The sequence below is a fragment of the Nocardia sp. NPDC060259 genome (genome assembly GCF_042728775.1).
Lineage (GTDB): Bacteria > Actinomycetota > Actinomycetes > Mycobacteriales > Mycobacteriaceae > Nocardia.
In genome coordinates, this window is record NZ_JBHXAY010000073.1 from 1 (window position 1) to 21,630 (window position 21,630).

Annotated in this window: 21 protein-coding genes; 10 read left to right on the plus strand and 11 right to left on the minus strand. The window is 69.7% G+C overall.

What is annotated here, in order from left to right; translation table 11 throughout:
* The 6 genes from ACFWF2_RS23485 to sucB all read right to left on the minus strand — a co-directional run.
* A partial coding sequence (locus ACFWF2_RS23485; RefSeq protein WP_379309591.1) for a nucleotidyltransferase family protein occupies window positions 1-283 on the minus strand: 283 nt, incomplete at its 3' end.
* A gap of 63 nt (window positions 284-346) precedes the next feature.
* Entirely contained in the window at window positions 347-1,369 is a 1,023-nt protein-coding gene (gene lipA, locus ACFWF2_RS23490) for a lipoyl synthase (protein ID WP_189033609.1), read from the minus strand.
* On the minus strand, window positions 1,366-2,115 hold the full coding sequence (lipB, locus tag ACFWF2_RS23495; protein WP_379309593.1) for a lipoyl(octanoyl) transferase LipB: 750 nt from the start codon (window positions 2,113-2,115) through the stop codon (window positions 1,366-1,368). The genes lipA and lipB overlap by 4 nt, the downstream gene beginning before the upstream one ends.
* A gap of 56 nt (window positions 2,116-2,171) precedes the next feature.
* Window positions 2,172-2,675 (minus strand): GNAT family N-acetyltransferase, encoded by a 504-nt coding sequence (locus tag ACFWF2_RS23500; RefSeq protein WP_379309595.1) that lies wholly within the window; start codon window positions 2,673-2,675, stop codon window positions 2,172-2,174.
* Window positions 2,675-3,580, minus strand: coding sequence for a TIGR01777 family oxidoreductase (locus tag ACFWF2_RS23505; protein WP_379309596.1), 906 nt, complete (start codon window positions 3,578-3,580; stop codon window positions 2,675-2,677). Before ACFWF2_RS23505 ends, ACFWF2_RS23500 begins: the two co-directional genes overlap by 1 nt.
* Before the next feature lie 18 nt (window positions 3,581-3,598).
* Complete coding sequence (sucB, locus tag ACFWF2_RS23510; protein WP_379309597.1) at window positions 3,599-5,323, minus strand: 2-oxoglutarate dehydrogenase, E2 component, dihydrolipoamide succinyltransferase; 1,725 nt, start codon at window positions 5,321-5,323, stop codon at window positions 3,599-3,601.
* A gap of 258 nt (window positions 5,324-5,581) precedes the next feature.
* On the opposite strand from sucB, the gene ACFWF2_RS23515 reads away from it, so the two are divergent.
* Complete coding sequence (locus ACFWF2_RS23515) at window positions 5,582-5,926, plus strand: oxidoreductase (RefSeq protein ID WP_379309598.1); 345 nt, start codon at window positions 5,582-5,584, stop codon at window positions 5,924-5,926.
* Here ACFWF2_RS23515 and ACFWF2_RS23520 read toward each other — a convergent pair whose 3' ends face one another.
* Both ACFWF2_RS23520 and ACFWF2_RS23525 read right to left on the minus strand, forming a co-directional pair.
* Window positions 5,927-7,438: a leucyl aminopeptidase gene (locus tag ACFWF2_RS23520; protein ID WP_379309599.1), complete on the minus strand. Its 1,512-nt coding sequence runs from the start codon at window positions 7,436-7,438 to the stop codon at window positions 5,927-5,929. It abuts the gene before it with no gap.
* Window positions 7,439-7,447: 9 nt separating this feature from the next.
* Window positions 7,448-8,260: a TetR family transcriptional regulator gene (locus tag ACFWF2_RS23525; RefSeq protein WP_379309600.1), complete on the minus strand. Its 813-nt coding sequence runs from the start codon at window positions 8,258-8,260 to the stop codon at window positions 7,448-7,450.
* Window positions 8,261-8,349: 89 nt separating this feature from the next.
* Between ACFWF2_RS23525 and ACFWF2_RS23530 the strand changes: the two genes are divergently transcribed.
* From ACFWF2_RS23530 to ACFWF2_RS23560, 7 genes are all read left to right on the plus strand, one after another.
* Entirely contained in the window at window positions 8,350-8,961 is a 612-nt protein-coding gene (locus tag ACFWF2_RS23530; RefSeq protein WP_379309601.1) for a GNAT family N-acetyltransferase, read from the plus strand.
* Window positions 8,962-9,210: 249 nt separating this feature from the next.
* Window positions 9,211-10,011, plus strand: a complete 801-nt coding sequence (locus tag ACFWF2_RS23535) for a hypothetical protein (RefSeq protein ID WP_379309602.1) — start codon at window positions 9,211-9,213, stop codon at window positions 10,009-10,011.
* Complete coding sequence (locus tag ACFWF2_RS23540; protein ID WP_379309603.1) at window positions 10,008-11,093, plus strand: hypothetical protein; 1,086 nt, start codon at window positions 10,008-10,010, stop codon at window positions 11,091-11,093. The genes ACFWF2_RS23535 and ACFWF2_RS23540 overlap by 4 nt, the downstream gene beginning before the upstream one ends.
* Window positions 11,090-12,571 carry a hypothetical protein gene (locus tag ACFWF2_RS23545; protein ID WP_379309604.1) on the plus strand — a complete coding sequence of 494 codons (1,482 nt, stop codon included), beginning with the start codon at window positions 11,090-11,092 and terminating at the stop codon, window positions 12,569-12,571. The genes ACFWF2_RS23540 and ACFWF2_RS23545 overlap by 4 nt, the downstream gene beginning before the upstream one ends.
* The gene (locus ACFWF2_RS23550) at window positions 12,568-13,869 is read left to right on the plus strand and encodes an AAA domain-containing protein (protein ID WP_379309605.1); all 1,302 of its coding nucleotides are present in this window, start codon (window positions 12,568-12,570) and stop codon (window positions 13,867-13,869) included. The genes ACFWF2_RS23545 and ACFWF2_RS23550 overlap by 4 nt, the downstream gene beginning before the upstream one ends.
* A gap of 314 nt (window positions 13,870-14,183) precedes the next feature.
* Complete coding sequence (locus ACFWF2_RS23555; RefSeq protein ID WP_379309606.1) at window positions 14,184-16,130, plus strand: nitrate- and nitrite sensing domain-containing protein; 1,947 nt, start codon at window positions 14,184-14,186, stop codon at window positions 16,128-16,130.
* Window positions 16,127-16,507, plus strand: coding sequence for a DUF742 domain-containing protein (locus tag ACFWF2_RS23560; protein WP_189033622.1), 381 nt, complete (start codon window positions 16,127-16,129; stop codon window positions 16,505-16,507). The genes ACFWF2_RS23555 and ACFWF2_RS23560 overlap by 4 nt, the downstream gene beginning before the upstream one ends.
* On the opposite strand, the gene ACFWF2_RS23565 is transcribed toward ACFWF2_RS23560, so the two are convergent.
* A complete protein-coding gene (locus tag ACFWF2_RS23565; protein WP_379309607.1) occupies window positions 16,504-18,459 on the minus strand; it encodes a GMC family oxidoreductase in 1,956 nt (651 codons plus the stop codon). The genes ACFWF2_RS23560 and ACFWF2_RS23565 overlap by 4 nt on opposite strands.
* A 110-nt stretch (window positions 18,460-18,569) precedes the next feature.
* Window positions 18,570-18,965 (minus strand): carboxypeptidase-like regulatory domain-containing protein, encoded by a 396-nt coding sequence (locus ACFWF2_RS23570; RefSeq protein ID WP_379309608.1) that lies wholly within the window; start codon window positions 18,963-18,965, stop codon window positions 18,570-18,572.
* A gap of 240 nt (window positions 18,966-19,205) precedes the next feature.
* On the opposite strand from ACFWF2_RS23570, the gene msrA reads away from it, so the two are divergent.
* Both msrA and ACFWF2_RS23580 read left to right on the plus strand, forming a co-directional pair.
* Window positions 19,206-19,721, plus strand: a complete 516-nt coding sequence (gene msrA, locus ACFWF2_RS23575; protein ID WP_379309609.1) for a peptide-methionine (S)-S-oxide reductase MsrA — start codon at window positions 19,206-19,208, stop codon at window positions 19,719-19,721.
* A gap of 382 nt (window positions 19,722-20,103) precedes the next feature.
* Complete coding sequence (locus tag ACFWF2_RS23580) at window positions 20,104-21,249, plus strand: hypothetical protein (RefSeq protein WP_379309610.1); 1,146 nt, start codon at window positions 20,104-20,106, stop codon at window positions 21,247-21,249.
* A 46-nt stretch (window positions 21,250-21,295) separates the two neighbouring features.
* On the opposite strand, the gene ACFWF2_RS23585 is transcribed toward ACFWF2_RS23580, so the two are convergent.
* Window positions 21,296-21,547, minus strand: a complete 252-nt coding sequence (locus tag ACFWF2_RS23585) for a hypothetical protein (protein ID WP_379309611.1) — start codon at window positions 21,545-21,547, stop codon at window positions 21,296-21,298.
* Between the last annotated feature and the right edge of the window lie 83 nt (window positions 21,548-21,630).

Sequence of the window (21,630 nt, forward strand, 5' to 3'; positions counted from 1 at the left end):
GATCATACTCATACTCCAGTACAGCATCGAGGATTAAAAATTGAAGGTACTTCTTCGGCACGACATCAACTCTTCGGCCGAGGAGTTCCTCCAGCTCTTCCTGGAACCCGAAGAACTCCAGCCCGATTTGGGTATCCGGCTTCAACAGGTAGAGCAGGTCGACATCGCTGTCCGGCCCATCCGATCCACGGGCCACAGACCCGAAGACCGACAGTTCGACAACGTCGTACTTCTCGCACAGCGCGCGTAGTTGCGGCATCAGCGCGTCGAAATCGATCGCCATGTCGTCTCCTCGGGACGCCTGGTGAGGCTGGTGACCCCAGCTTAGCGGGGCACACCAGCGCTTTCAGCTGCCGTAACGGGCCAGGACCGAGCTGGCTTCCTGGGAGGCGGTGCCTTCCTGGGCCAGGTGGGCCATCGCCTCGGGGATCTCGCGGCCGTGGTGGGCCATGGCCTGGGCGTAGAGGCGGCCCGCGCGGTAGGAGGAACGGACCAGCGGGCCCGCCATCACGCCCGCGAAGCCGAGTTCCTCGGCGACCTTGGAGTGCTCGACGAACTCCTCCGGCTTCACCCAGCGGTCGACCGGGTGGTGGCGCGGGGACGGGCGCAGGTACTGGGTGATGGTCAGGATGTCGCAGCCCGCTTCGTGCAGGTCACGCATCGCTTCGGTGACCTCCTCGGGGGTTTCGCCCATGCCGAGGATGAGGTTGGACTTGGTGACCAGGCCTGCTTCGCGGGCGGCGGTGATCACGGCCAGGGAGCGCTCGTAGCGGAAGGCGGGGCGGATGCGCTTGAAGATGCGCGGCACCGTCTCCAGGTTGTGCGCCAGGACCTCGGGGCGGGTCGAGAAGACCTCGGCGAGCTGGTCGGGGTCGGCGTTGAAGTCGGGGATGAGCAGCTCGACGCCGGTGCCGGGGTTGAGTGCCTTGATGGCGCGCACGGTTTCGGCGTAGAGCCAGGCGCCGCCGTCGTCGAGGTCGTCGCGGGCGACGCCGGTGATGGTGGAGTAGCGCAGGCCCATGGCCTGGACGCTCTCGGCGACGCGGCGGGGCTCGTCGCGGTCGAGGGCGGCGGGCTTGCCGGTGTCGATCTGGCAGAAGTCGCAGCGGCGGGTGCACTGTTCACCGCCGATGAGGAAGGTGGCCTCGCGGTCCTCCCAGCATTCGAAGATGTTGGGGCAGCCGGCTTCCTCGCAGACGGTGTGCAGGCCTTCGCGTTTCACCAGGCCCTTGAGCTCGGTGTATTCCGGGCCCATGGTGGCGCGGGTGCGAATCCACTTGGGTTTGCGCTCGATCGGGGTCTCCGCGTTGCGCGCTTCGATGCGCAGCAGCTTGCGTCCGGCGGGGGCAGAGGCGTCTACGGAGGTCACTGAACCGACTCTACGCTCGGGGCCACGGCGTCCGCGGCGATGGTGGTGCGATCAATGTCATGCGGCCGAACGGGAATTTCGCCGTCGAGAGCGGCAACAATGGCCTCCGCGACGAGGGGCTTGATCTCGGCGACGGTGACCTCGCGGCCGAGCTCGCGGGTCAAGGTGGTGACGCCGGCGTCCTTGATGCCGCACGGCACGATCGCCTGGAAGCCGTCGAGCGCGGAATTGCAGTTCAGCGAGATGCCGTGCAGGGCGACGCCGCGCTGCACGCGCACACCGATCGCGGCGATCTTGCGCTCGGCGAACCATTCGGTGGCGGGCAGCCACACGCCCGAGCGGCCCTCGATCCGGCCGCACTCGATCCCGAGGCCGGACACGACCTGGATCAGCGCCTCCTCCAGGCGCCGGACGTACTGCACGACATCGACCGGCTCGGCCAGGCGGATGATCGGATACCCGACCAGCTGACCCGGACCGTGCCAGGTGATCTTGCCGCCACGGTCGACCTGCACCACCGGACTGCCGTCGATCGGCAGGTCCTCGGCCTCGGTGCGGCGGCCCGCGGTGTAGACCGACGGGTGCTCGAGCAGGAGCAGCCGGTCGGCGCCTTCGCCTGCGGCGCGCTCGTCGGCGATCTGCCGTTGCAGCTCCCAGGCGGCGTTGTATTCGATGAGTCCGAGATCCTCGACCACGATCGGGGCCGAATCGAATCGAGCGGACGCGGTGGGGCGCGTGTCGTTCACGATCCTGACGTTACGCCCCGGGGCCGACGGCGGCGCAGACCGGTCGTCGCCGCCGGTCACGGCTCGACCGGGAAGTTTCGCTGCATGAGGGTCAGGTCCATCCAGCGGTCGAATTTGCGGCCGACTTCCGGGAGTTCGCCGACGGTGCGGAAGCCGAAGCGTTCGTGCAGGGTGATCGACGCGGCGTTGCCGGATTCGATGGCGGCGATCATGGCGTGCACGCGGCCGGAATCGGTGGCGCGGGCGATCAACTCGGTGAGCAGGGCGGTGGCAACGCCGCGGCGCTGGAAGCGGTGGTCGACGTAGACGGAGTTCTCGACGGTGAAGCGGTAGCCGGATTTGGGCCGCCACTGGCCGTAGGAGGCGTAACCGGCGACCTCGCCGTCGATCTCGGCGATCAGGATCGGCATGCCGGCGGCGGTGCGGTCGGCGAACCAGATGATGCGGTCGTCGAGGTCAACCTCGTCGGTGTCCCAGATCGCGGTCGACTCGGCGATATTGGTGTTGTGGATCGCGAGAACGGCGGGGAGGTCGGCCTTGTCGGCGTCGCGAATGAACATCAGCGGGCTCCGGGGCTGCCGACGGTGGCGGCCAGGGCGGCGCCGATCGTCGGGTGCTGGAAGGTGTAACCGGCCTGTTCCAGCGCGGCCGGGATGGCGCGCGGGCCGCGCAGGATCGCCTCGTCGGCGAGCTCGCCGACCAGGGCGCGCAGGGCGAAACCGGGGACCATGAACGGGGCGGGGCGGTGCACGGCGCGGCTCATGGCCCTGGTGAATTCCGCGTTGGTGACCGGGGCAGGGCCCGCGGAGTTGATCGGGCCGGAGATCTCGGGATGGGTGAGCGCGAAGATGACGGCGCCGACCTCGTCGTCGAGGGAGATCCACGGCGTGTACTGGCGGCCGCTGCCGAGGCGTCCGCCCAGGCCGAGCCAGTACAGCGGGTGCAGCATGCTCAGCATGCCGCCGTTGCGAGCCAGCACCACCGCGCTGCGCACCAGGACGGTGCGCACCCCGGCGGAAGCGGCCGGTTCCGTGGCGGCTTCCCAGTCGCGGCACAGGGTCGCGAGGAAACCGGTTCCGGCGGGCGATGTCTCGTCGACGACCGTGTCACCGGTGTCGCCGCCGTAGTAGTGCACGCCGCTGGCGTTGACCAGCGTCGGCACTCCCGCGGCGGCGACCGCGGTGGCCAGTACGTCGGTGGGGGTGATGCGGCTGTCGCGCAGCTCCTGCTTGTAGCCGCCGTTCCAGCGACGCGCGCCGATGCTCGCGCCGCACAGATTGACCACCGCGTCGGCCCCGCGCAACGCCCGCTCGTCGAGCCGGGCGCGCGCGGGATCCCACGCGAATTCGTCCGGCCCGCCGGGGGCGCGGCGCACCAATCGCGACACCTCGTGCCCGTCGCGGCGCAATGCCGCGACGAGCGCTGTCCCGATCAGCCCGGACGAACCGGCGATCACCACCTTCATAACGGTCGAATTCCTCGGCTACAGACCGAGATCGGCCTCGAACGCCGCTTCTTCCAGCCGATGCTTGATGGTGGTGAGGAAGCGACCGGCGTCGGCGCCGTCGATGAGACGGTGATCGTAGGTCAGCGGCAGGTACACCATCGAGCGGACACCGATGGATTCGCCACCGGCCTCGTCGGTCACCACCACCGGGCGCTTGACGATCGCGCCGGTGCCGAGCATGGCCGCCTGCGGCGGAACCAGGATCGGGGTGTCGAACAGCGCGCCCTCGCTGCCGATGTTGGTGATGGTGAAGGTGCCACCGGACAGCTCGTCCGGCTTCAGGCCACCGGTGCGGGCGCGGTTGGCGATGTCGGCGATCGCGCGGGCCAGCCCGGCCAGCGACAGGTCGCTGGCGTTGTGGATGACCGGCGAGAGCAGACCCTGCTCGGTGTCGACCGCGATACCGAGGTGCACCGACGCGTGGTAGGTGATCTCCTTGGCGTCCTCGTTGTAGGAGGCGTTCACGTTCGGATGCACACCGAGTGCCTCGACGACGGCCTTCGCGAAGAACGGCAGGTACGTCAGGTTGACGCCCTCGCGGTTCTTGAACGAGGCCTTCGCGAGCTGACGCAGATGCGCGATCTTGGTGACGTCGGCCTCGTGGACCTGGGTCAGCTGCGCGGTGGTCTGCAGCGATTCGCGCGTCTTGGTCGCGGTGATCTGCCGGATCCGGTTGGCCTTCTGCGTGGTGCCGACCAGACCGGCCAGCTTCGGCGCTGCGGTCTGCTTGACCGGAGCGGCGGGCGCGGCAGCGGCCGGAGCCGGAGCCGGAGCGGGCGCCTTCTTGGCCTCGGCGGCGGCGAGTACGTCCTGCTTGCGGATGCGCCCGCCCACACCGGAACCGGTGAGGGTCGCCAGGTCGACGTTGTTCTCGTCGGCCAGCTTGCGGACCAGCGGGGTCACATACGGGGAGCTGCCGTTGGCGGAGGACGCCGGAGCGGGGGCCTTCGCCGGAGCAGGCGCGGGGGCCGGTGCCGGAGCGGGTGCCGGAGCAGCGGCGGCGGGCGCCGGAGCCGGGGCAGGCGCGGGAGCCGGGGCAGGCGCGGGAGCCGGGGCAGGCGCGGGCGCCGGAGCGGCCGCGGGCGCACCGCTGCCGATCACACCCAGCTGGCCACCGACGGCGATGACGTCGTCTTCCTGCGCGGAGATCTCGAGCAGCGTGCCGGCGACGGGCGAGGGGATCTCGGTGTCGACCTTGTCGGTGGACACCTCGAGCAGCGGCTCGTCGACCGCGACGGTGTCACCCACGGCCTTCAGCCACCGGGTCACCGTGCCTTCGGTCACCGACTCGCCCAGCTCGGGCATCTTGACGGACGTGCCGGACGCAGCGGCGGACGCGGCGGCCGGAGCGGACTCGGGGGCGGCGGCCGGAGCCTGCGCCGCGGGGGCGGGCTCGGGAGCCGGAGCGGGCGCGGGTTCGGCAGGTGCGGCAGCAGGCGCGGGAGCGGCGGCGGGGGCTTCGCCCGCTTCGCTGATCACGCCGAGCTCACCGCCGACCTCGACGATGTCGTCTTCCTGAGCGACGATCTTCGACAGCACACCGGCAGTGGGCGACGGGATCTCGGTGTCGACTTTGTCGGTGGAGACTTCGAGCAGCGGTTCGTCGACCTCGACCGTGTCTCCTTCCTGCTTCAGCCACCTGGTCACCGTTCCCTCGGTGACGCTCTCACCAAGAGCCGGCATCTGGACGGAGAAGGCCATGTCCTCTGTCTCCTCTGACTGTTAGACGGGTAATACAACAGTGCTTCGACCCCGGCAGACACGCGTCGCGGGTCGCGGCGTACGTCCACCCCGCCGCAACGAGCGAGGCGTCCGGGAATCGTCGGTTTCTTGTTCCGGCAACCATCCTTGCACCCGCTCGCCGCCGACGTAGCGCAGGGCGGCAATCCGGGCAGAGCTGGCACCATGGAATGTACGGCGGTGAGCAGATTTCCGTCGGAGCGCAGGAGGTTGTTACCGGTGGGTTTGCTGGATCGTTTCCGCAGTGCGCGCGGCAGGAGCAGGACAGTCGCCCGTGACAGCGCGTCGGAGATCGCCGCGCTCGGCGAGTGGGCGCGGGCGCGGCGTGGCGTCGAAGCCTTCGTCGAACCGAAAACCACTGTGACCGATGTCACAGCGGTTTTGGTGGCCGCCGACGGCGAATGGACCCGGCGCATCGTCGGTGAACGCGGCGCGCGACGACTGGCCGGTGCGCTGAAGATCCCGGTCTACGACGTCAACCGCACCGGCTATCCACAGCGCATGCGCGACTACGACGCCCGCCGCCGCATCGAGCAGCGGCGGGCCCGTGAGCAGGAGCAGTGACTACTCCGCCCCGATCTCCTCGATCACCGTGATCAGGGTGCGCACCGGAACGCCGGTGCCGCCCTTGCCGATGTAGCCGAACGGTCCGCCGGTGTTGTAGGCCGGACCCGCGACGTCGAGGTGCGCCCACTGCACGCCCTCGGGCACGAACTCCTTGAGGAACAGTGCGGCCGAGAGCATTCCGCCCCACCGGTGCGCCGCGACGTTGGCCAGGTCGGCGACCTTGGAGTTGAGGTCGGTGCGCAGCTCGGCGGGCAGCGGCATCGCCCAGCCGTTCTCGCCGACCGTACGCGAGACCGCCGCGACGCGATCGCGGAATTCGTCGGTGCCCATCACGCCGGGCGTGCGGGTGCCGAGCGCGACCATCTGCGCGCCGGTGAGGGTGGCGACGTCGATCAGGTAGTCGGGCTCGTCCTCGGCGGCGCGCACGATCGCGTCGGCCAGGATGAGACGACCCTCGGCATCGGTGTTGAGCACCTCGACGGTGGTGCCGCCGTACTGGGTGAGCACGTCGCCGGGACGCTGCGCGGTTGCCGATGGCATGTTCTCGGCCATCGGGACGGTCGCGGTGACGGTGACCGGCAGGCCGAGGCGGGCGGCCAGCAGGGTGGTCGCGATCACCGCCGCCGCGCCCGCCATGTCGGAGGTCATGTTCTCCATGTTGGCCGCGGGCTTGATCGAGATGCCGCCGGTGTCGAAGGTGATGCCCTTGCCGACGAGCGCGATCTTCTTCGGGCCGCCCGAGTAGGTGATGCGCACCAGCCGCGGCGGGCGCGAGGATCCCTGGCCGACACCGACGATGCCGCCGTAACCGCCTGCGGCGAGGGCGTCTTCGTCGAGGACCTCGACCTCGAGGCCCGCGGCCTCGGCGAGCACGCGGGCCCGCTCGGCGAATTCGGCCGGGTACAGCGCGCTCGGCGGGGTGTTGACGAAATCGCGTGCGGTGGCGACGGCCTCGGCGACCAGCTGCGCCCGCAGCAGTTCCAGCACGCCGAATTCCGGCGCTGGCACCAGCAACTCGACGCGCAGCACCGGCTGCTCGTCCGGCTTCGGCGCGCTCTTGGCGGATTTGAAGGTGGTGAAGGTGTAGGCGCCGAGGTAGAAGCCCTCGGCCGCGGCGGCCAGGTCGACGCCGGACAGCGTGGTCGCCACCAGTTCGGTGCCGCTGAGCGCGCGCCCGGCCACCCCGGCGCTGCGGCGCACCTGCTCGGCATCGATCTTCTCGGCCGCGCCGAGGCCGACCGCGAGCACGCTGGTCACGTCGGCCAGCGCCGCCGGTGCGGGCACCCTGGTCAGTTCCTCGGGCTTGCCCTTGGCGCCGACCGCGCCGAGGGCATCCAGCAGCTCGGCCCGAACCTCGGCGGTGAGCACGTCGCCGAACAGGTCGGCGGGGACGATGGCCGGCCCGTTCTCCGAGGACGTCAATCCGATCACCAGCACATCGGTGTCCGGGCTGATGGTTTCGATGCGTGCCAATTCCGGTCCGAGTGAACGATCTGCAACAGCGGTCATCGCCCCAGATTATTCGGTCGCCCTCCGCTGCCGCATCGCGACGCCGTCGAGCAGCAGCCCGACACCGGCGGCGAGCAGTTCGTCGAAGGAGAGGTCGGGTCCGTGCGGCTCGGCGGCGAACATCCGGTGCAGGACCGGGCGGGCGCGCGGGTCGAGGAGTTCGGCGAGTTCGGCGCGCACCGGGTCGGTGCTCGCGATCGCCCCGGCGCCGATGCGCTCGCCGCGATCGGTGCTCCACATCAGCGCCAGTCCCTGGACCATGCCGGAGTAGGCGAGGTAGCTCGTGAATATCTCGGCGCTGGTCAGGTCCAGTTCGTCGAGCGCGGCGAAGGCGCGTTCCAGCGAGTCGAGCAGGGCAGGGCCCAGTGGCGGCCGGGTGCGGGCGAGCACGGTGAGCATCCAGGGGTGCCGTCGGTAGAGCCGCCATTCCTCCTCGGCCTCGGCCGCGAGGGTCGCTCGCCAGTGCGGGGCCGGTGGCGGTGTGGGTGTCTCGTCCAGTGCCAGTTCCGTCATCGCCGCCAGCAGTGCCTCGCGGTCGGGGAAGTGCCGGTACAGCGCGGCGGTGGCGACGCCGAGCTCGCGGGCAAGGCGGCGCATGGTGAGGCCGTCGAGCCCGTCCCGGTCGGCGACCTCGATCGCGGTGGCGGCGATGTGCACCGGGGCCAGCCGGGTGGGTCGCGCGCGGCGTACCGGTGGGCGGCGATCCCGGCGCGCCCGATAGGCCCGTCCCTGGCACGACCGCGAGCAATAGCGGCGCGCGCGTCCACGTTCGGCCTGTTCCACCTCGCGTCCACAGTGCACGCACAGCGTCGATTTCCGCACACCAACCAGTGTGACGAAATCCTCGCCGTCGTGCTGTCCCACTCCTAGATTGGCGGCTACGAACGCTGTTCACGTAGGAGGAGAGACCGATGAATCCGCACGTCAGACAGGCCGGACCCGACGAGCTCGCGGCGGTCGCCGACGCCTTCGTCGCCGCGAGCATGGACGAGGTCGTCTCGGCCTGGATCCGGGCAGGCGACCCGGTCATCGACGAGGCCTACCGCACCACCTTCGGCCCGCAGTTCGTCGCCAAGGCCATGGCCGCGGACGAGGTCTGGGTGGCGGGCGACGGCGACGACATCTGGGCGGTGTCGCTGTGGCAGACGGTCACCTCCGCCGACCGCCTCGCCGCCGAGGTCGCCGAGGCGGCGGAGTTGCTCGCGGCGGCACCTGAGGTGGTGACGTTCCAGCGGATGGCGGCGGTGTCGAGCCTGGTCGCCGCCGCGCATCCGCGCGAATTCCCGCACCGCTACCTGCACGTCGTCGTCACGGTGCCCGAGCATCGGGGCAAAGGCGCGGGCGGTGCCATCCTCGCCGACCGGCTCGCGGCGTTCGCCGACGCGGGGGAGACGGCGTTCCTGGAGGCCAGTACGCGACGGTCGTCGCGGCTATACGCCCGCAACGGTTTCGCGCACGAGGGCGAACCGATCGAGCTACCGGACGGCGGGCCGACCCTGCTGCCCATGTGGTTTCGCGGCTGACCCGCGCAGCGTGGAAGGTGATCGACGCGCCGCGCGACCGCGGATCCCGAGCCGCGCTAGCTGTGACGGCGCGCCGACAGCATGCCCGCATGGTGCGCGGTCGGCCCGCGGTGGCAGGCCTGGTCGTCGGCAAATCCAAGGGATCGCGCACCACAGGCCCTGATTCGATGGTGTTCGGCGCGTGGCAATCTCGTGGACAATACTGGCAAACACTGGACAACACTGGAACAGCTGAATACGCTCACGCTCGTGACGGACTCGGCCGAGGAGCTGGAGGTGCGCATCGCCGACCTCAGGGCCGAGGTGCGCCGTGCCGCCGCGTCCGGTGACCGGGCCACCGCCCGGCAGTTGCGCGCGCAACTGCGCAAGACCGAATCCGCCTGGGACGCGGTCGTCCTCGGATCGATCCCGGAGGCCCCCGCCGTGCCGGATCGCACCGACGCGCCCGCCGTGCCGGTGCGCGAGCACGTGCATCGCGCGCTGACGCTGCTGTCGGTGCCGTCCGCACCCAAACTCGTGCTGGCCGTGCATGATGCCTGCTTCTCCGGCGAACTCCTGCCCGCCCGGCTGACCAGCCTGCGCCGCGACGAGGAGCGCTCGTTCCGCTCGGCCCCGTACGCGCGCCCGTACTACATCTGCGCGGCGCTCACCACGGACCTGCTGTCCCCGGCGCGCGGGGTGATGGCCGTGAGTTCGTGGCCGCTGGAGCGCCGGATGGTCGGTCCGCTGAGTCCGCGTGTCGACCTGCTGACCTCGGCGATCCGCCTGGCCGAACATCTTTCGGCGCAGCCTGCCGTCGCGCAGGCGGGACTGCGCGTACTGTGGCGGCTCGCCGTGTCGATTCCGGGCGTCGCGGGCGCGCCGGACGCACTCGACCCGGCGCGGGTGATCGAGGCCGCCCGGCGGGAACTGGCGGTCCACGAAGACGAGGACGCGCGGCAGCGGAAAGCGGCCGCGCGTCGGGCGGGGGAGCAGCTGGCCGATCCGGCCGCACAACTATTCGGTGTTCGGCTCGGGGTGGCCGATCGGCGACGAATCGAGGTGAAATGAGCACTCTCGCAGCACAGTTGGACCAGTTGCGCGGCGCAGCGCCCGCGACCAGGCACAATGCCCGCACCATCGCCGCGCTGACGGCCAATCCCGGATGCGCCCGGCGCGCCCTGCTCGACGCGGCCGCGGTGGACAAGACCGTGATCGCCCAATCGCTCGGTTTCCCACCGCAGTTCGGTCAGTCCCAGTTCGCCATCACCCGCGGCAACGCCTTCGAATCGATGGTGAAGGCCAACGGCTGCGCCGAACTGCTGGCCCTGCTGCGCGACACCCTCGGCCTCACGATCCCCGAAGTCGCCTATCACGACCTGAACTCGGTCGGCGAGAACACCGGCAACGCGGTGCGCTACCAGCGCACCAGGCAGCTGCTGAAGTCGGCGATCGCCGCGGGCGACGGCACCCTGTTCGACCACCCGATGCTGCGGCTCGACATCGCGGGCGCCACCGCCTATCTGGAACCGGACGTGGTCGCCGTGCAGCTCGACGGCAAGTTCCATGTCGTCGAGATCAAGGCGTTCCCGGTGATCGACGGGCAGGCCGATCCGGCGCAGGTCGCGGCCGCCGCGCGCCAGTCCGCGGTGTATGTGATCGCCTTGCGCGAGTTGATGACCGAGATCGGGGAGGCACCGGAGCTGGTGTCGCACAACACGATCCTGGTGTGCGCGAAGGATTTCACCAACCGGCCCACCGCCACGCTGGTCGACCTGCGCAAACAGCTCGCCGTCGTCTCCCGGCAGCTGGCCAGGCTCACCGCCATCCCCGAGTTGCTCGAGCAGCTCCCGCCCGAGGCCACCTTCGCGCCGGGCGAGGATCTGGAGAAGACGATCGCCGCCATCCCGTCCCGGTACGCGCCGGAGTGCATGTCGAGCTGCGAGCTCGCCTTCGCCTGCCGCGACGAGGCCAGGACCTGCGGTTCGGTGGACGCGCTCGGCCGCGGCGTGTGCGACGAGGTCGGCGGCATCGACAACATCCACACGGTCCTCGGCCTGGCCGACGGGACCCTGGAACCGGGGCCCGAGCACGCCGACATCACCGCCATGCTGCGCACCGCGCACCGGTTGCGGCTGGAGATCGCGGGATGAGTGTGCTGTCGGCCCTCGCCAAGGCCGAGGCCGTCCGGGCGGGGCGCGCGCAGCCCACCGCGGCGGTGCGGCATCTGCATCTCGCCGATCGGCCGCTGGTCGCGGTGCCGTTGCGGCTGGCCGGTGAGGCGGCGGCTCCGCTGGCGATCATGATCGGTGCCTCGCCCGGCGACCAGAATGTGCTGATCGTGCCGCAGCCGCGCGACCGGGTGCTGCGGTTGCGATTCATCGAGCAGCTGGCCGATGTCGTGCTGCCCTATCTTTCGTCGTTCCAGGCCGGCGCCGAAGAACTCACCAGCAAGGCGGGCGAGACCTACACCCGCTGCCTGGACGCACCCCAGCTGTGGACGCCGAACCAGGGCGGGGTGAACTTCCTGAAACTGCTGGGCCGCTCGGTGCGTTTCCACCGCACCGACGGCGACAACCCGGTGCCGGAATCGATTCCGCTGCTCGGCCGCTGGCTGACCTGGTTCGGCGATCGCGCCGAGCATCCCGGTTCCGCGGTCCTGCCCGCGATGACCTCGGTGCTGTCGATGCACTGGGCCTCGGGCCAATCCGCGCTGGAGGACGGCAATCTCGCCGCCCTGCTCGGCTGGATCGACCCGCCACGCGGGCTCACCGGCGCCGAAGCCGCCGCCATCGCCGAAGATCCGTTGCAGTCACCACCGGCGGGCCCGGCCACCGACCCCGGCTTCGACAACGAAGAGCTCGCCCCGCTGATCGCCGCCTACAACGCCGCCGCCGACGACACCGCGAGATCGGTTGCCGCCGAACGACTCGAGCGATCCCTCCGAGGCCAGCTCGAACCCACCTGGCAGCTGATGTGGCGGGCGATCGAGCTGCTGCGCGCCGTGCCGGCGGGCGCCAGCGTCGAGAACCGGTGGACCGACGATCGCGGCGCGTTCTCCTATTTCGCGGCCGAGGTGGCGGAGGGAACGCCACAGGCCCGGCGCGATCCCGCGGTGCGCGCGGTGCGCAGGCTGCTGGAGCGCGAGCGGGCGCTGGAAGCGTTGCAGGCGCAGTGCGCGTTCGACGATCCGCTGCTCATGCTCGAGCACCGGGTCACCGGAGCGGCCTTCCGCGGAACGGTCGTGCACAGCGAACCGGACCGCGTCGACCGATCGGGTGCGCGCCCGAAACTGCGCCCGCACATCCACATTCGCACCACCGACCCGTTCACCGCGGTCATCGGCGAGGAACTGACCTGCGTCGAGCGGCCGAAACAGAGCGGGGTGGTGGTCGAGATCGACGGCGACAGCATCGTTCTCGAACTCTCGGGCGGCATGGGCCGCAAGCTCGTCGCCGAACCGGGGAGCGTGCCCGAGGACGGCGAGAACCTCGGCTTCGCCCGGTTCAAGCCGTCACCGTTCAACGGCCAGCTGAATCTGCCCGCCCGCGAAGACACTCCGTGGACCCACGGCGGTCCGCCGCCGGAATGGACACCGCACACCGACGACGACGGGGAGGACCTCCAGTGACCACGCCGGACGAGGCCGTCGCGGGCATCCTCACCGATCTGCGCGACGACAGCCATCGCGCGATCGTCGTCGACTCACCGCCCGGCGCGGGCAAATCCACCCTCGTGGTGCGCGCGGCCCGCCAGCTCGCCGAGGACGACGACCAGCGGATGATCGTCGCCCAGACCAACGAGCAGGTCGACGACCTCATCGACCGCCTGGCCGGCGCCGACCCCGCGCTGCGCATCGGCAGGCTCTCCAGCACCGCGTATGTGACCAGCGATCGCGTCGATCAGCACGAGAACGTCCGCGTCGCCACGAAACCCGGTGACCTCGCCGACGCGACGATCGTCATCGGAACGGCCGCCAAGTGGGCCACCATCACCGACGGCAGCTGGTCGCACGCGATCATCGACGAGGCCTACCAGATGCGCTCGGACATGTTGCTGCGCATCGCGAACCGCTTCGACCGCGGCCTGTTCGTCGGCGATCCCGGACAGCTCGACCCGTTCGCCACGGTCGAGACCGCGCGCTGGGCGGGCCTCACCTGGGATCCGACGATGAGTGCGGTCACCGTGATGCTGGCCAACAACGACAACATCCCCATCCACCGCCTCCCGGTGTCCTGGCGGCTGCCCGCGACCGCCGCCCCGGTCGTCTCGCAGGCCTTCTACCCCTTCACCGGTTTCGAGTCCGGCACCGGATTCGGTGACCGCCGAATGGATTTCACCACCCGTGGCCTCGGCGGCCCGATCGACGCGGTGCTCGAGGAGGCGGCCGGATCGGGGTGGGGCTGGTACGAACTGCCTGCCCGGCATACCCTGCGCACCGATCGTGAGGCGGTGCACGCGATCGCCGCGATCGCCGCCCGGCTGATCGAGCGCGGCGCCACCGCGCACTCCGAGTCGGGTAGTCGTGCGGTCACCACGGACCGCGTCGCGATCGGCACCGCGCACCGCGACCAGGCCGACGCCGTCCGCACCGCGCTGCGCGGAACCGCGGCCGAGCCGGTCACCGTCGACACCGCCAACCGGCTGCAGGGCCGCGAATACGACGTCACCCTGGTGCTGCACCCGCTGTCGGGCCGCCGCGACGCCAGCGCCTTCCACCTCGAGGCCGGCCGGTTGTGCGTGCTGGCCTCGCGGCATCGGCACGCGTGCATCCTCGTCGGCCGGGCCGGTATCCCCGAACTGCTCGACGCCCACCCGTCGGCCGAGCCGGTGCACCTCGGGGTGCCGGTGAAGTTCCCCGACGGCTGGGAGGCGAATCAGGCCGTGCTGAGTCACCTGTCGCGGCATCGGGTGCGCGCGGCCGACTGATTCGGGTGTAACTGATGCTCGGATCGCGCGTGCCGCCGAGCCGCGGAGAGCCGGGTCACCGCGGGCGTCGGGCACTCGTAAGCTGCGAGTTTGCTTGGGGTATCGGGTGTTTGGGTTCACTCACAAAGCGCGCACCGGCGCGATGGGTCGGTTAGTCTCTGCGCGAAGACAAGCGTGCCGAATCGTCGGTTTCGCCGATACGGGCACGCAGCGGAGCGCCGGGGGCGGCTCCGGGAGCGGAAAGATTCGGTGTGAAGATCAGGCGTAGCTCGGTGCTCGGGAACTTGCGGGGCGGGCGCGGTGTTCGCGGCCGGGTGAGCGTGCGAACCCGGCTCCTGTCGATCGTGCTCAGTTCCAGTGTCGTTCTCCTGGCGACCGGGGGTGGCGCGGCGGTGTACCTGGTGGATTCGGCGCGGGAATCCACCGAATGGGCCGATCTGGCCACCAGCACCACCGCGCCCGCGATCCTGATGGTGTCGGCGTTCCAGGAGGAACGCAGGCTGTCGCTGCTGCGACTAGCCGGTGATCCGCCGTCAACGCCTGCCCTGGTCACCGCCCGCCAGCGCTCCGACGAGGCGCTCGCCGCGGTGATCGCCAAGGGTGACGCCGCCCGCGCGCTCAACCCGGACGGCTCCCGCGAAGACATCGAGGGCTACAACAAGCTGTTCGCCATGGTGCCGACCGTGCGCGGTGGCGTCGACACGATGCAGATCCCGCAGGCCGACGTGTTCACCTTCTTCACCCAGGTGATCGGCACGATCGTCGCCGCGTCCATGCTGGCGGCCCGGGTGGCGCCGGGGGCGAAGATCGGCATCGAATTGGGTTATGCCGTCGAACAATTGCGCGCCGCCGAAGCGCTCTCGCAGGCCGACACCCTGGGGTCGGTGGCATTGACCAACGGCCGGATGTCGGCCGCCGAACTGCTCGACTTCGGTCGCCGGGTCGGTGAGTTCCGGGGCGAGGTGGCCTACTCCGCCACGGTGCTGAAGGGCACTCGGCGCGCGCAACTCGACGCCGTCACCGCGAGCCAGGACTGGCAGCAGGTGGTGTCGATGCAGGACGCGCTGGTGGAGCGTGGTCCGGTCACCAACGATCGCGGTGACGCGTCGCTACCGCTGAGCCTGGCGGGGTGGCAGGACGCCTCCCGTCACGTGAATCTCGCCTTGCAGAAACTCTGGCAGGACCAGAGCGCCGACGCCCATGTCATCGCCCGGCAACAGGGCGAAACCGACCGCCGCAACGCGCTGCTCGGCGGCGCGGTCGTCGCGTTGCTGGCGGTGGGCGCGTTCCTGATAGCGCTGGTCCTGGCCAACCGGTTCATCGCCCGTATGCGGCGGTTGCGCCACGACACCCTGGAACTGGCCGACGAGCGGATGCCCGATCTCATGCGCAGGCTCGCGGCGGGGGAGAAGGTCGAGGCGAAGCAGGAGTCCTCCCGGCTCGACTTCGGCTCCGACGAACTCGGCCAGGTCGCTGCCGCGTTCAATCGCGCCCACCTCGCCGCGGTGTCGGCGGCCGTCGCCGAGGCGCAGACCAGGGCGGGCATCAACACGGTGTTCCTCAATATCGCCCACCGCAGCCAGGTGGTCGTGCACCGGCAGCTCGCCCTGCTCGACCGCGCCGAACGCGACGAAGGCAATGCCGATCAGCTCGAACTGCTGTTCCAGCTCGACCATCTCGCGACCCGCACCCGCCGCAATGCCGAGAACCTCATCATCCTCGGCGGCGAACAGCCGGGCAGGCGCTGGCGCAATCCGGTGGCGCTGCTGGAACTGGTGCGCGGCGCCATCGCGGAAAGCATGGACTACACCAGGATTCAGACCAAGGCGATGCCCGAGGTGCGCATCGCCAGCCACGCCGTCGCCGATGTGATCCACCTGCTGGCCGAGCTGATGGACAACGCGACCGCGTTCTCGCCGCCCGAGGCGCAGGTCATCGTGTCCGGCGTCGTGGTCGGGCGCGGCGTGGCCGTGGAGGTCATCGATCAGGGCCTGGGCATGTCGGAAGCCGAACTGGCCGAACGCAATGCGGTGCTGGCCGACCCACCGGAGTTCAGTGTGGCGACACTGTCCGGCAGTTCGCGGCTCGGACTGTTCGTGGTCGCGAAACTGGCAGGCAGGCACAATATCTCGGTGCGGCTGGCCGAATCGGTCTACGGCGGAGTGCGTGCTGTCGTGCTGATCCCCTCGGCGCTGGCCGAGGCCGCCGATCAGTCCTCGCCGATCTCCGGTCAGTTCCCCGCCGTCTCGCCGCGCGCATGAGCGACGAACGCGAACACTGGTACGAGGAGGACGCGGGCCCGATCGTGCGCCTCTACGCGGTGACCCGCGGGCGCGGCCGGACCCAGCGCGACGAACTCGACCTCACGACCCTGCTGGTCGACGCCGGTGCGGGCACCCGCCTGCGGCGCACCGAACCCGAGTACGCCGCGATCGTCGAACTGTGCCGGACGCCGATGGCGGTCGCCGAGGTGTCGGCGCACCTCGGGCTGCCCCTGAACCTGGCCAAGGTGCTCATCGCCGACCTCATCGACGAGGGCAGGCTGGTCGCCCGCGCCCCGCAGCACCGGACGGTCGGCAGTGCCGACCTCGACGTGCTGCGGGCCGTCCTCGCGGGGATCCGCCGGGTAGACAGCTAGGCGAGCTTCGCCGCCAGCCGCTTGGCGTTCATGTAGCCGATCGCCTCGATAGTCACCATGGGGTTCACGCCGGGCGCGGTGGGGAAGCTGGACCCGTCGGCCACGACGATGTTGTCGACCTCCCAGGTGGCGCCGTCCGGGTTGGTCGCCGACAGTTCCGCCGTGCCGCCCATGCGCGCGGAGCCCATGATGTGCAGGGCGCCCATCGAGCACTGGCCCGGCCCGTAGCCTGCCTTCTTGCAGGCCGCGTCGAACTCCGCGAGCGAACCGCGCACACCGGGTTCGAACGAGACACCGGCCTGATGACCGGAGTAGATGCGTTGCGCGCCCGCGGCTTCCAGGACCGAGGCGGCGCCGACGATGCCGGTGTGCAGGTGGTTGGCGTCGTAGTCGGACAGGCGGTATTTCACCACCGGCTCGCCGCTGCCGTCGATCGACACGGTGCCCGGATCGCGGTCGCGGGTGATCACCCCGATCGAGTTGGTGCGCGCGAAATCGAGCATGGTGGCGCGATGCTGCGCCGCGCCGCGCCAGCTCATGAACCCGGTCGCCAGGCCGGGGTGGATCGGCCCGGTCTCGTAGATGACGCCGTAGCCGTTTCCGTCCAGATCGGCGTGGTGCCTGCTGATCCGCGCCTGCAGCGCGCCTTCCCACGGCCGGATCTCCTCTTCGAACACCCCGAACACGGCGGCGGCGGGATGCAGGCGCAGATGACGGCCGATGTTCTTGTTGCGCAAGCCCGATCGTTGTAGCAGCGCGGGTGTCTGGATGGCTCCCGCCGCGACGACCACCGCGCGCGCCCGCACGGTGATCTCGACGCCGTCGGAGGTGCGTGCCGACACCGATTCCGCCTTGCCTGCTTGCACCGTGATCGAGCGGACGTCGGCGTCGACCACCAGCCGCGCACCGTGCTCGGCGGCGTCGGAGAGCCAGGTCTTGGTCACCGACTGCTTGGCGCCGAGCCTGCACCCGTATCCGCAGCGACCGCATTCGACCGCGGCGTCGCAGGCGTCGCCGACATTGCGCGGCAAGGTGTCGACATCCCAGCCGAGCGCCTTGGCGCCGCGTTCGAGAATGCCATCGCGCGCCGAGAGCGGGGACTTGTTTCCGGTGACGCCGATGCGGCGCTGCACCGTGTTCAGTGCGTCGCCGAATTCGTCGTCGGCGAACTGGGGGACACCCGATTCCGCCCACTCCTTGCGCACACCGTCGGGGGTGGGCAGCGAGGTGCTCCAGTTGACGACGGTGCCGCCACCGAGGCAGGTACCCGCCACCAGCGTGATCTGGCCCTCCGCCGACGCCGCGGGACCCGGGGCGTAGAGGCTGGTCAGCGCATCGAGCTCACCGTTGCCGAAATCCTTGTCGTCGTAATAGTTTCCGCGTTCGAGCACCACGACGTCGAGACCGGCTTCGGCCAGTACCGCCGCCGCGGCGCCACCGCCCGCGCCCGAGCCGACCACGACCACATCGCAGTCGAGGGTGGTCGATTCGGTGAACCGCTCCGGGGTGAGCGCGGGCGCCGGCGCGTTTGCCGACGGGCCGGTCGGGGCCGGATAGCCGATCTGCTCCCACAGCGGGTTCGTCCCGGTCGGGCCCGGGGTCACGTTGTAGGCCAGCAGCGAGGCCTGCTTGAGTGCCTGGAACACCGCTCTGGCAGGCGCGAGCCCGGAATCGGCCAGCCGCAGCAGCGCGGCCTCGCGCCGCTCCTGCGACAGCGAGGAGAACCGGCGGAAGCCGCTGCCGGTCACCAGGCCGAAAGCGCGGGAGTCCCACAGCCCCAACAACATCGCGAGCTGCTTCTTGTCTGCCTCACGCGGGTTGCGGCCCAGGATCCGGAAGATCGTGTCGACCGCGCCCAGTTCGGTCGCCGCCGGTAGATCGAGCCCGTCACCGGGCAGGAATGTGTCACAGATCAAACCCAGCGCTGCCCGCTGTTCGGCTGTTGGCTCCATACGGAAACCACCCCTTCTCACTCTGGGGTGAGTTGTATCACGGGGCGTGCGACCGCGCTGGGTGTCAACGGGTTTCGGGCCGGGCGGCGATCACCCGGCCCGAACGGCCGCTAGTCGTGACTGGTGGAGACCGTGAACTGCAGGGTTTTCAGGGTCGGGGTGAACAGCTCCACATCGGCCGTGGACTGTGCCTTCTTCACGCCGGGGTAGGCCGTCACCTGATAGCGGCCCGGCTGGAGCCCGCGAAAGCTGACCTGGCCGTCGGTGCCGGTCGACAGGTGCCGGTGGATGCTGTCACCGCAGGTGTCGCGGCCGGTGAGCATGACCTTGCCGCCCGCGATGGGGGCGCGGGTGGTCGAGGCGATGAGGACGGCGTCGATCTGGCCGGTGGCGGTCGGGTTGGGCGCACGTAGCTTGTGGTTGTTTTGTCGCGATTGTCGTACTTCGCAGGTCGAGATCTGTCCGACCGTGTCATCGCCGCCGGGATGGGCTCCCGCGCTACTCACCGCACCCGCTGTCACAGCTGCTGCGGCCAATCCGATCGTCAAACTCCGGGCAACGACGCTACGTGGCATTTCGCCGAATTCCTCCTGTTTCCTCGGTGACTCTGGGACACGCTGGGACGTTCATGAGGTATCGCTTGCGCGGCGATCTTACTGGCGGGAATTCCAGGCTCGTCAGCGGAGTTCCATAGAGGCGGTTGTGGCAGTTCTGTGCGACCGTGGAGGCTCTACGAAGGAGGATGCGTGACCGAAACCCGTAAGGCGATTCTGGCCGGTGGATGCTTCTGGGGCATGCAGGATCTGATCCGCAGGCAGCCGGGAGTGCTGTCCACCAGGGTCGGCTACACCGGCGGCAGCAACGATCACCCCACCTACCGCAATCATCCCGGCCACGCCGAGGCCGTCGAGATCGAATACGACCCGGCGCGGACCGACTACCGCGCCCTGCTCGAGTTCCTGTTCCAGATCCACGACCCCACCACCAAGGACCGCCAGGGCAACGACATCGGCTCGAGCTACCGCTCGGCCATCTTCTACCTAGACGACGACCAGCGCCGCACCGCCCTGGACACCATCGCCGACGTCGACGCCTCAGGCCTGTGGCCGGGCAAGGTCGTCACCGAGGTGACTCCCGCCAGCACCTTCTGGGACGCCGAACCCGAACACCAGGACTACCTGATCCGCTACCCCGACGGCTACACCTGCCACTTCCCCCGGCCGGGCTGGAAGCTGCCCAAGCGCGAGAACGCGGACAAGTAACCCCACCACCCCGATCGCCCCGGCTCTCCCGCCGGGGCGATCCGGTCGCCAACCCTCTACGCTCAGCGGCTCATTCGACAGCGACGCCGAACGCAATCGTCGTCGCTGCTCGCGTAAGTCCGCCACGCTCCGGAAGACCGTCACGACCGCGAGCGCTCGGTCGGGCCACCCGGTGAATCCGAATTTGCTGCAACGGTTCTCGGATTCCAGGTAATAGACATGCTGTCGACGGGAAACGCGATGTGCCGGGATTGATGTACGAAACCGGGGGTGGGGTGGGTGGTGTGAAATGATCGGGGGTGTCGGCGTGACCGTGGCGTCGGATCGGAAGACTCATATCGGCGGCTTCGGTCGTCGCACAAGGTGAGGGGATGCGATTCGGATGACGTATGGACAGCAGCAACCCGGGTATCCACCGGCGGGGCCGAAACTCGGTGTCGGCGACGCCATCGGTTACGGGTGGGACAAATTCAAGAACAATGCGGTGGTGTGGGTCGCCATCGTCCTGATCGCCTTCATCATCCAGGTGGCGATCAACTTCCTGTTCGGTGTGGGTAACACCACCGATACCGATGCCGACGGTGACTTCAGCATCGGTTTCGGTATCTGGCAGTTCATCGGCACGGTGGTCAGTGCCATCATCGGTTATTTGATCTCCGCCGCGTTCGTGCGTGGCGCGCTGCACGAAACCGACGGGCGCAAGCCGGGATTCGGTGACTTTTTCAAGTTCACGAATGTCGGCGCGGTGATTTTGGCTGGCATTCTGGTCGGTTTGGCGACCGGTATCGGCTTCGTGCTGTGCATCCTGCCGGGTCTGGTGATCGCCTTCTTCACCTGGTGGACGATGCAGTTCGTGATCGACCGCGATCAGGACGCGATCACGGCGATCAAATCGAGCTTCTCGGCGATATCCAGCAATGCCGGACCGTTGTTGCTGCTGGCGCTGGCGCTGTTCGGTATCAATATCGTCGGCGCGCTGCTGTGTGGCCTCGGCCTGCTGGTGACGGTGCCGTTGACGATCATCGCCTCCACCTACGCCTACCGGGTGGTGACGGGTGGTCCGGTCGTCGGGGCAGCGGCCGCACCGGAACCGGGGTACCCGCAGTACGGTGGGCCCGCAGGCGGATTCGGTCAGCCGGGTGAGCCGGGGTACCCGAGTCAGCCGGGGTACCCGGGGCAGCAGGGATATCCGGGTCAGCCGGGTCAGCCGGGATACCCCGGTCAGCCAGGGTATCCGGGACAGCCCGGTGAGCCGGGATACCCGGGGCAGCAGGGATATCCGGGACAGCCCGGTCAGCCGGGACAGCCGGGGTACCCCGGACAACCCGGTCAGCCAGGGTCCGGCGGCCAGCCCGGCTACGGTGGCCCCGGTTACGGCGGTCCGGCTGAAGGTGGCCAGGGCTATGGCGGCACCGGCGGTCCCGGCCAGGGCCCGGGCTACGGAACGCCTGGTGGTCCCGGCTCCGGCCCCGATCTGGGCAAGCCGGGCGAGGGCTCCGGCGGGCCGGAAGAGAACCGCGGACCGTAATCGACAAGGGGCGTGCGATGACTACATCGCACGCCCCTTTCGCGTACTAGTCGCAGCCGACGCCGTTGCCGTCTCGGTCGAGGCCGTACTCGTCGGGGCCGATCACCTGGACGCGTCCGGTGTAGTAGGGACCGTTCCCGCTGCCGCCCTCGCAGTCCACATCGCTGACGATGGGCAGGCAGGGGGAGTAGGACTTGTGGCAGTTGCCGGACGGTTGTGCGGTGGCCACAGCCGGTGTCGCGATCGCGAAGGCGAAGGCCGCGATGGCGGCGGATCCGAGGGTGACGGCGTACTTCATGGTGCTCCGATCAGTTGTGCAGCGGCGCACAGCGTTTCACGGGTGGGCGGTTTGCCGGAAATCTGCCGATCGGTACCTGCGGG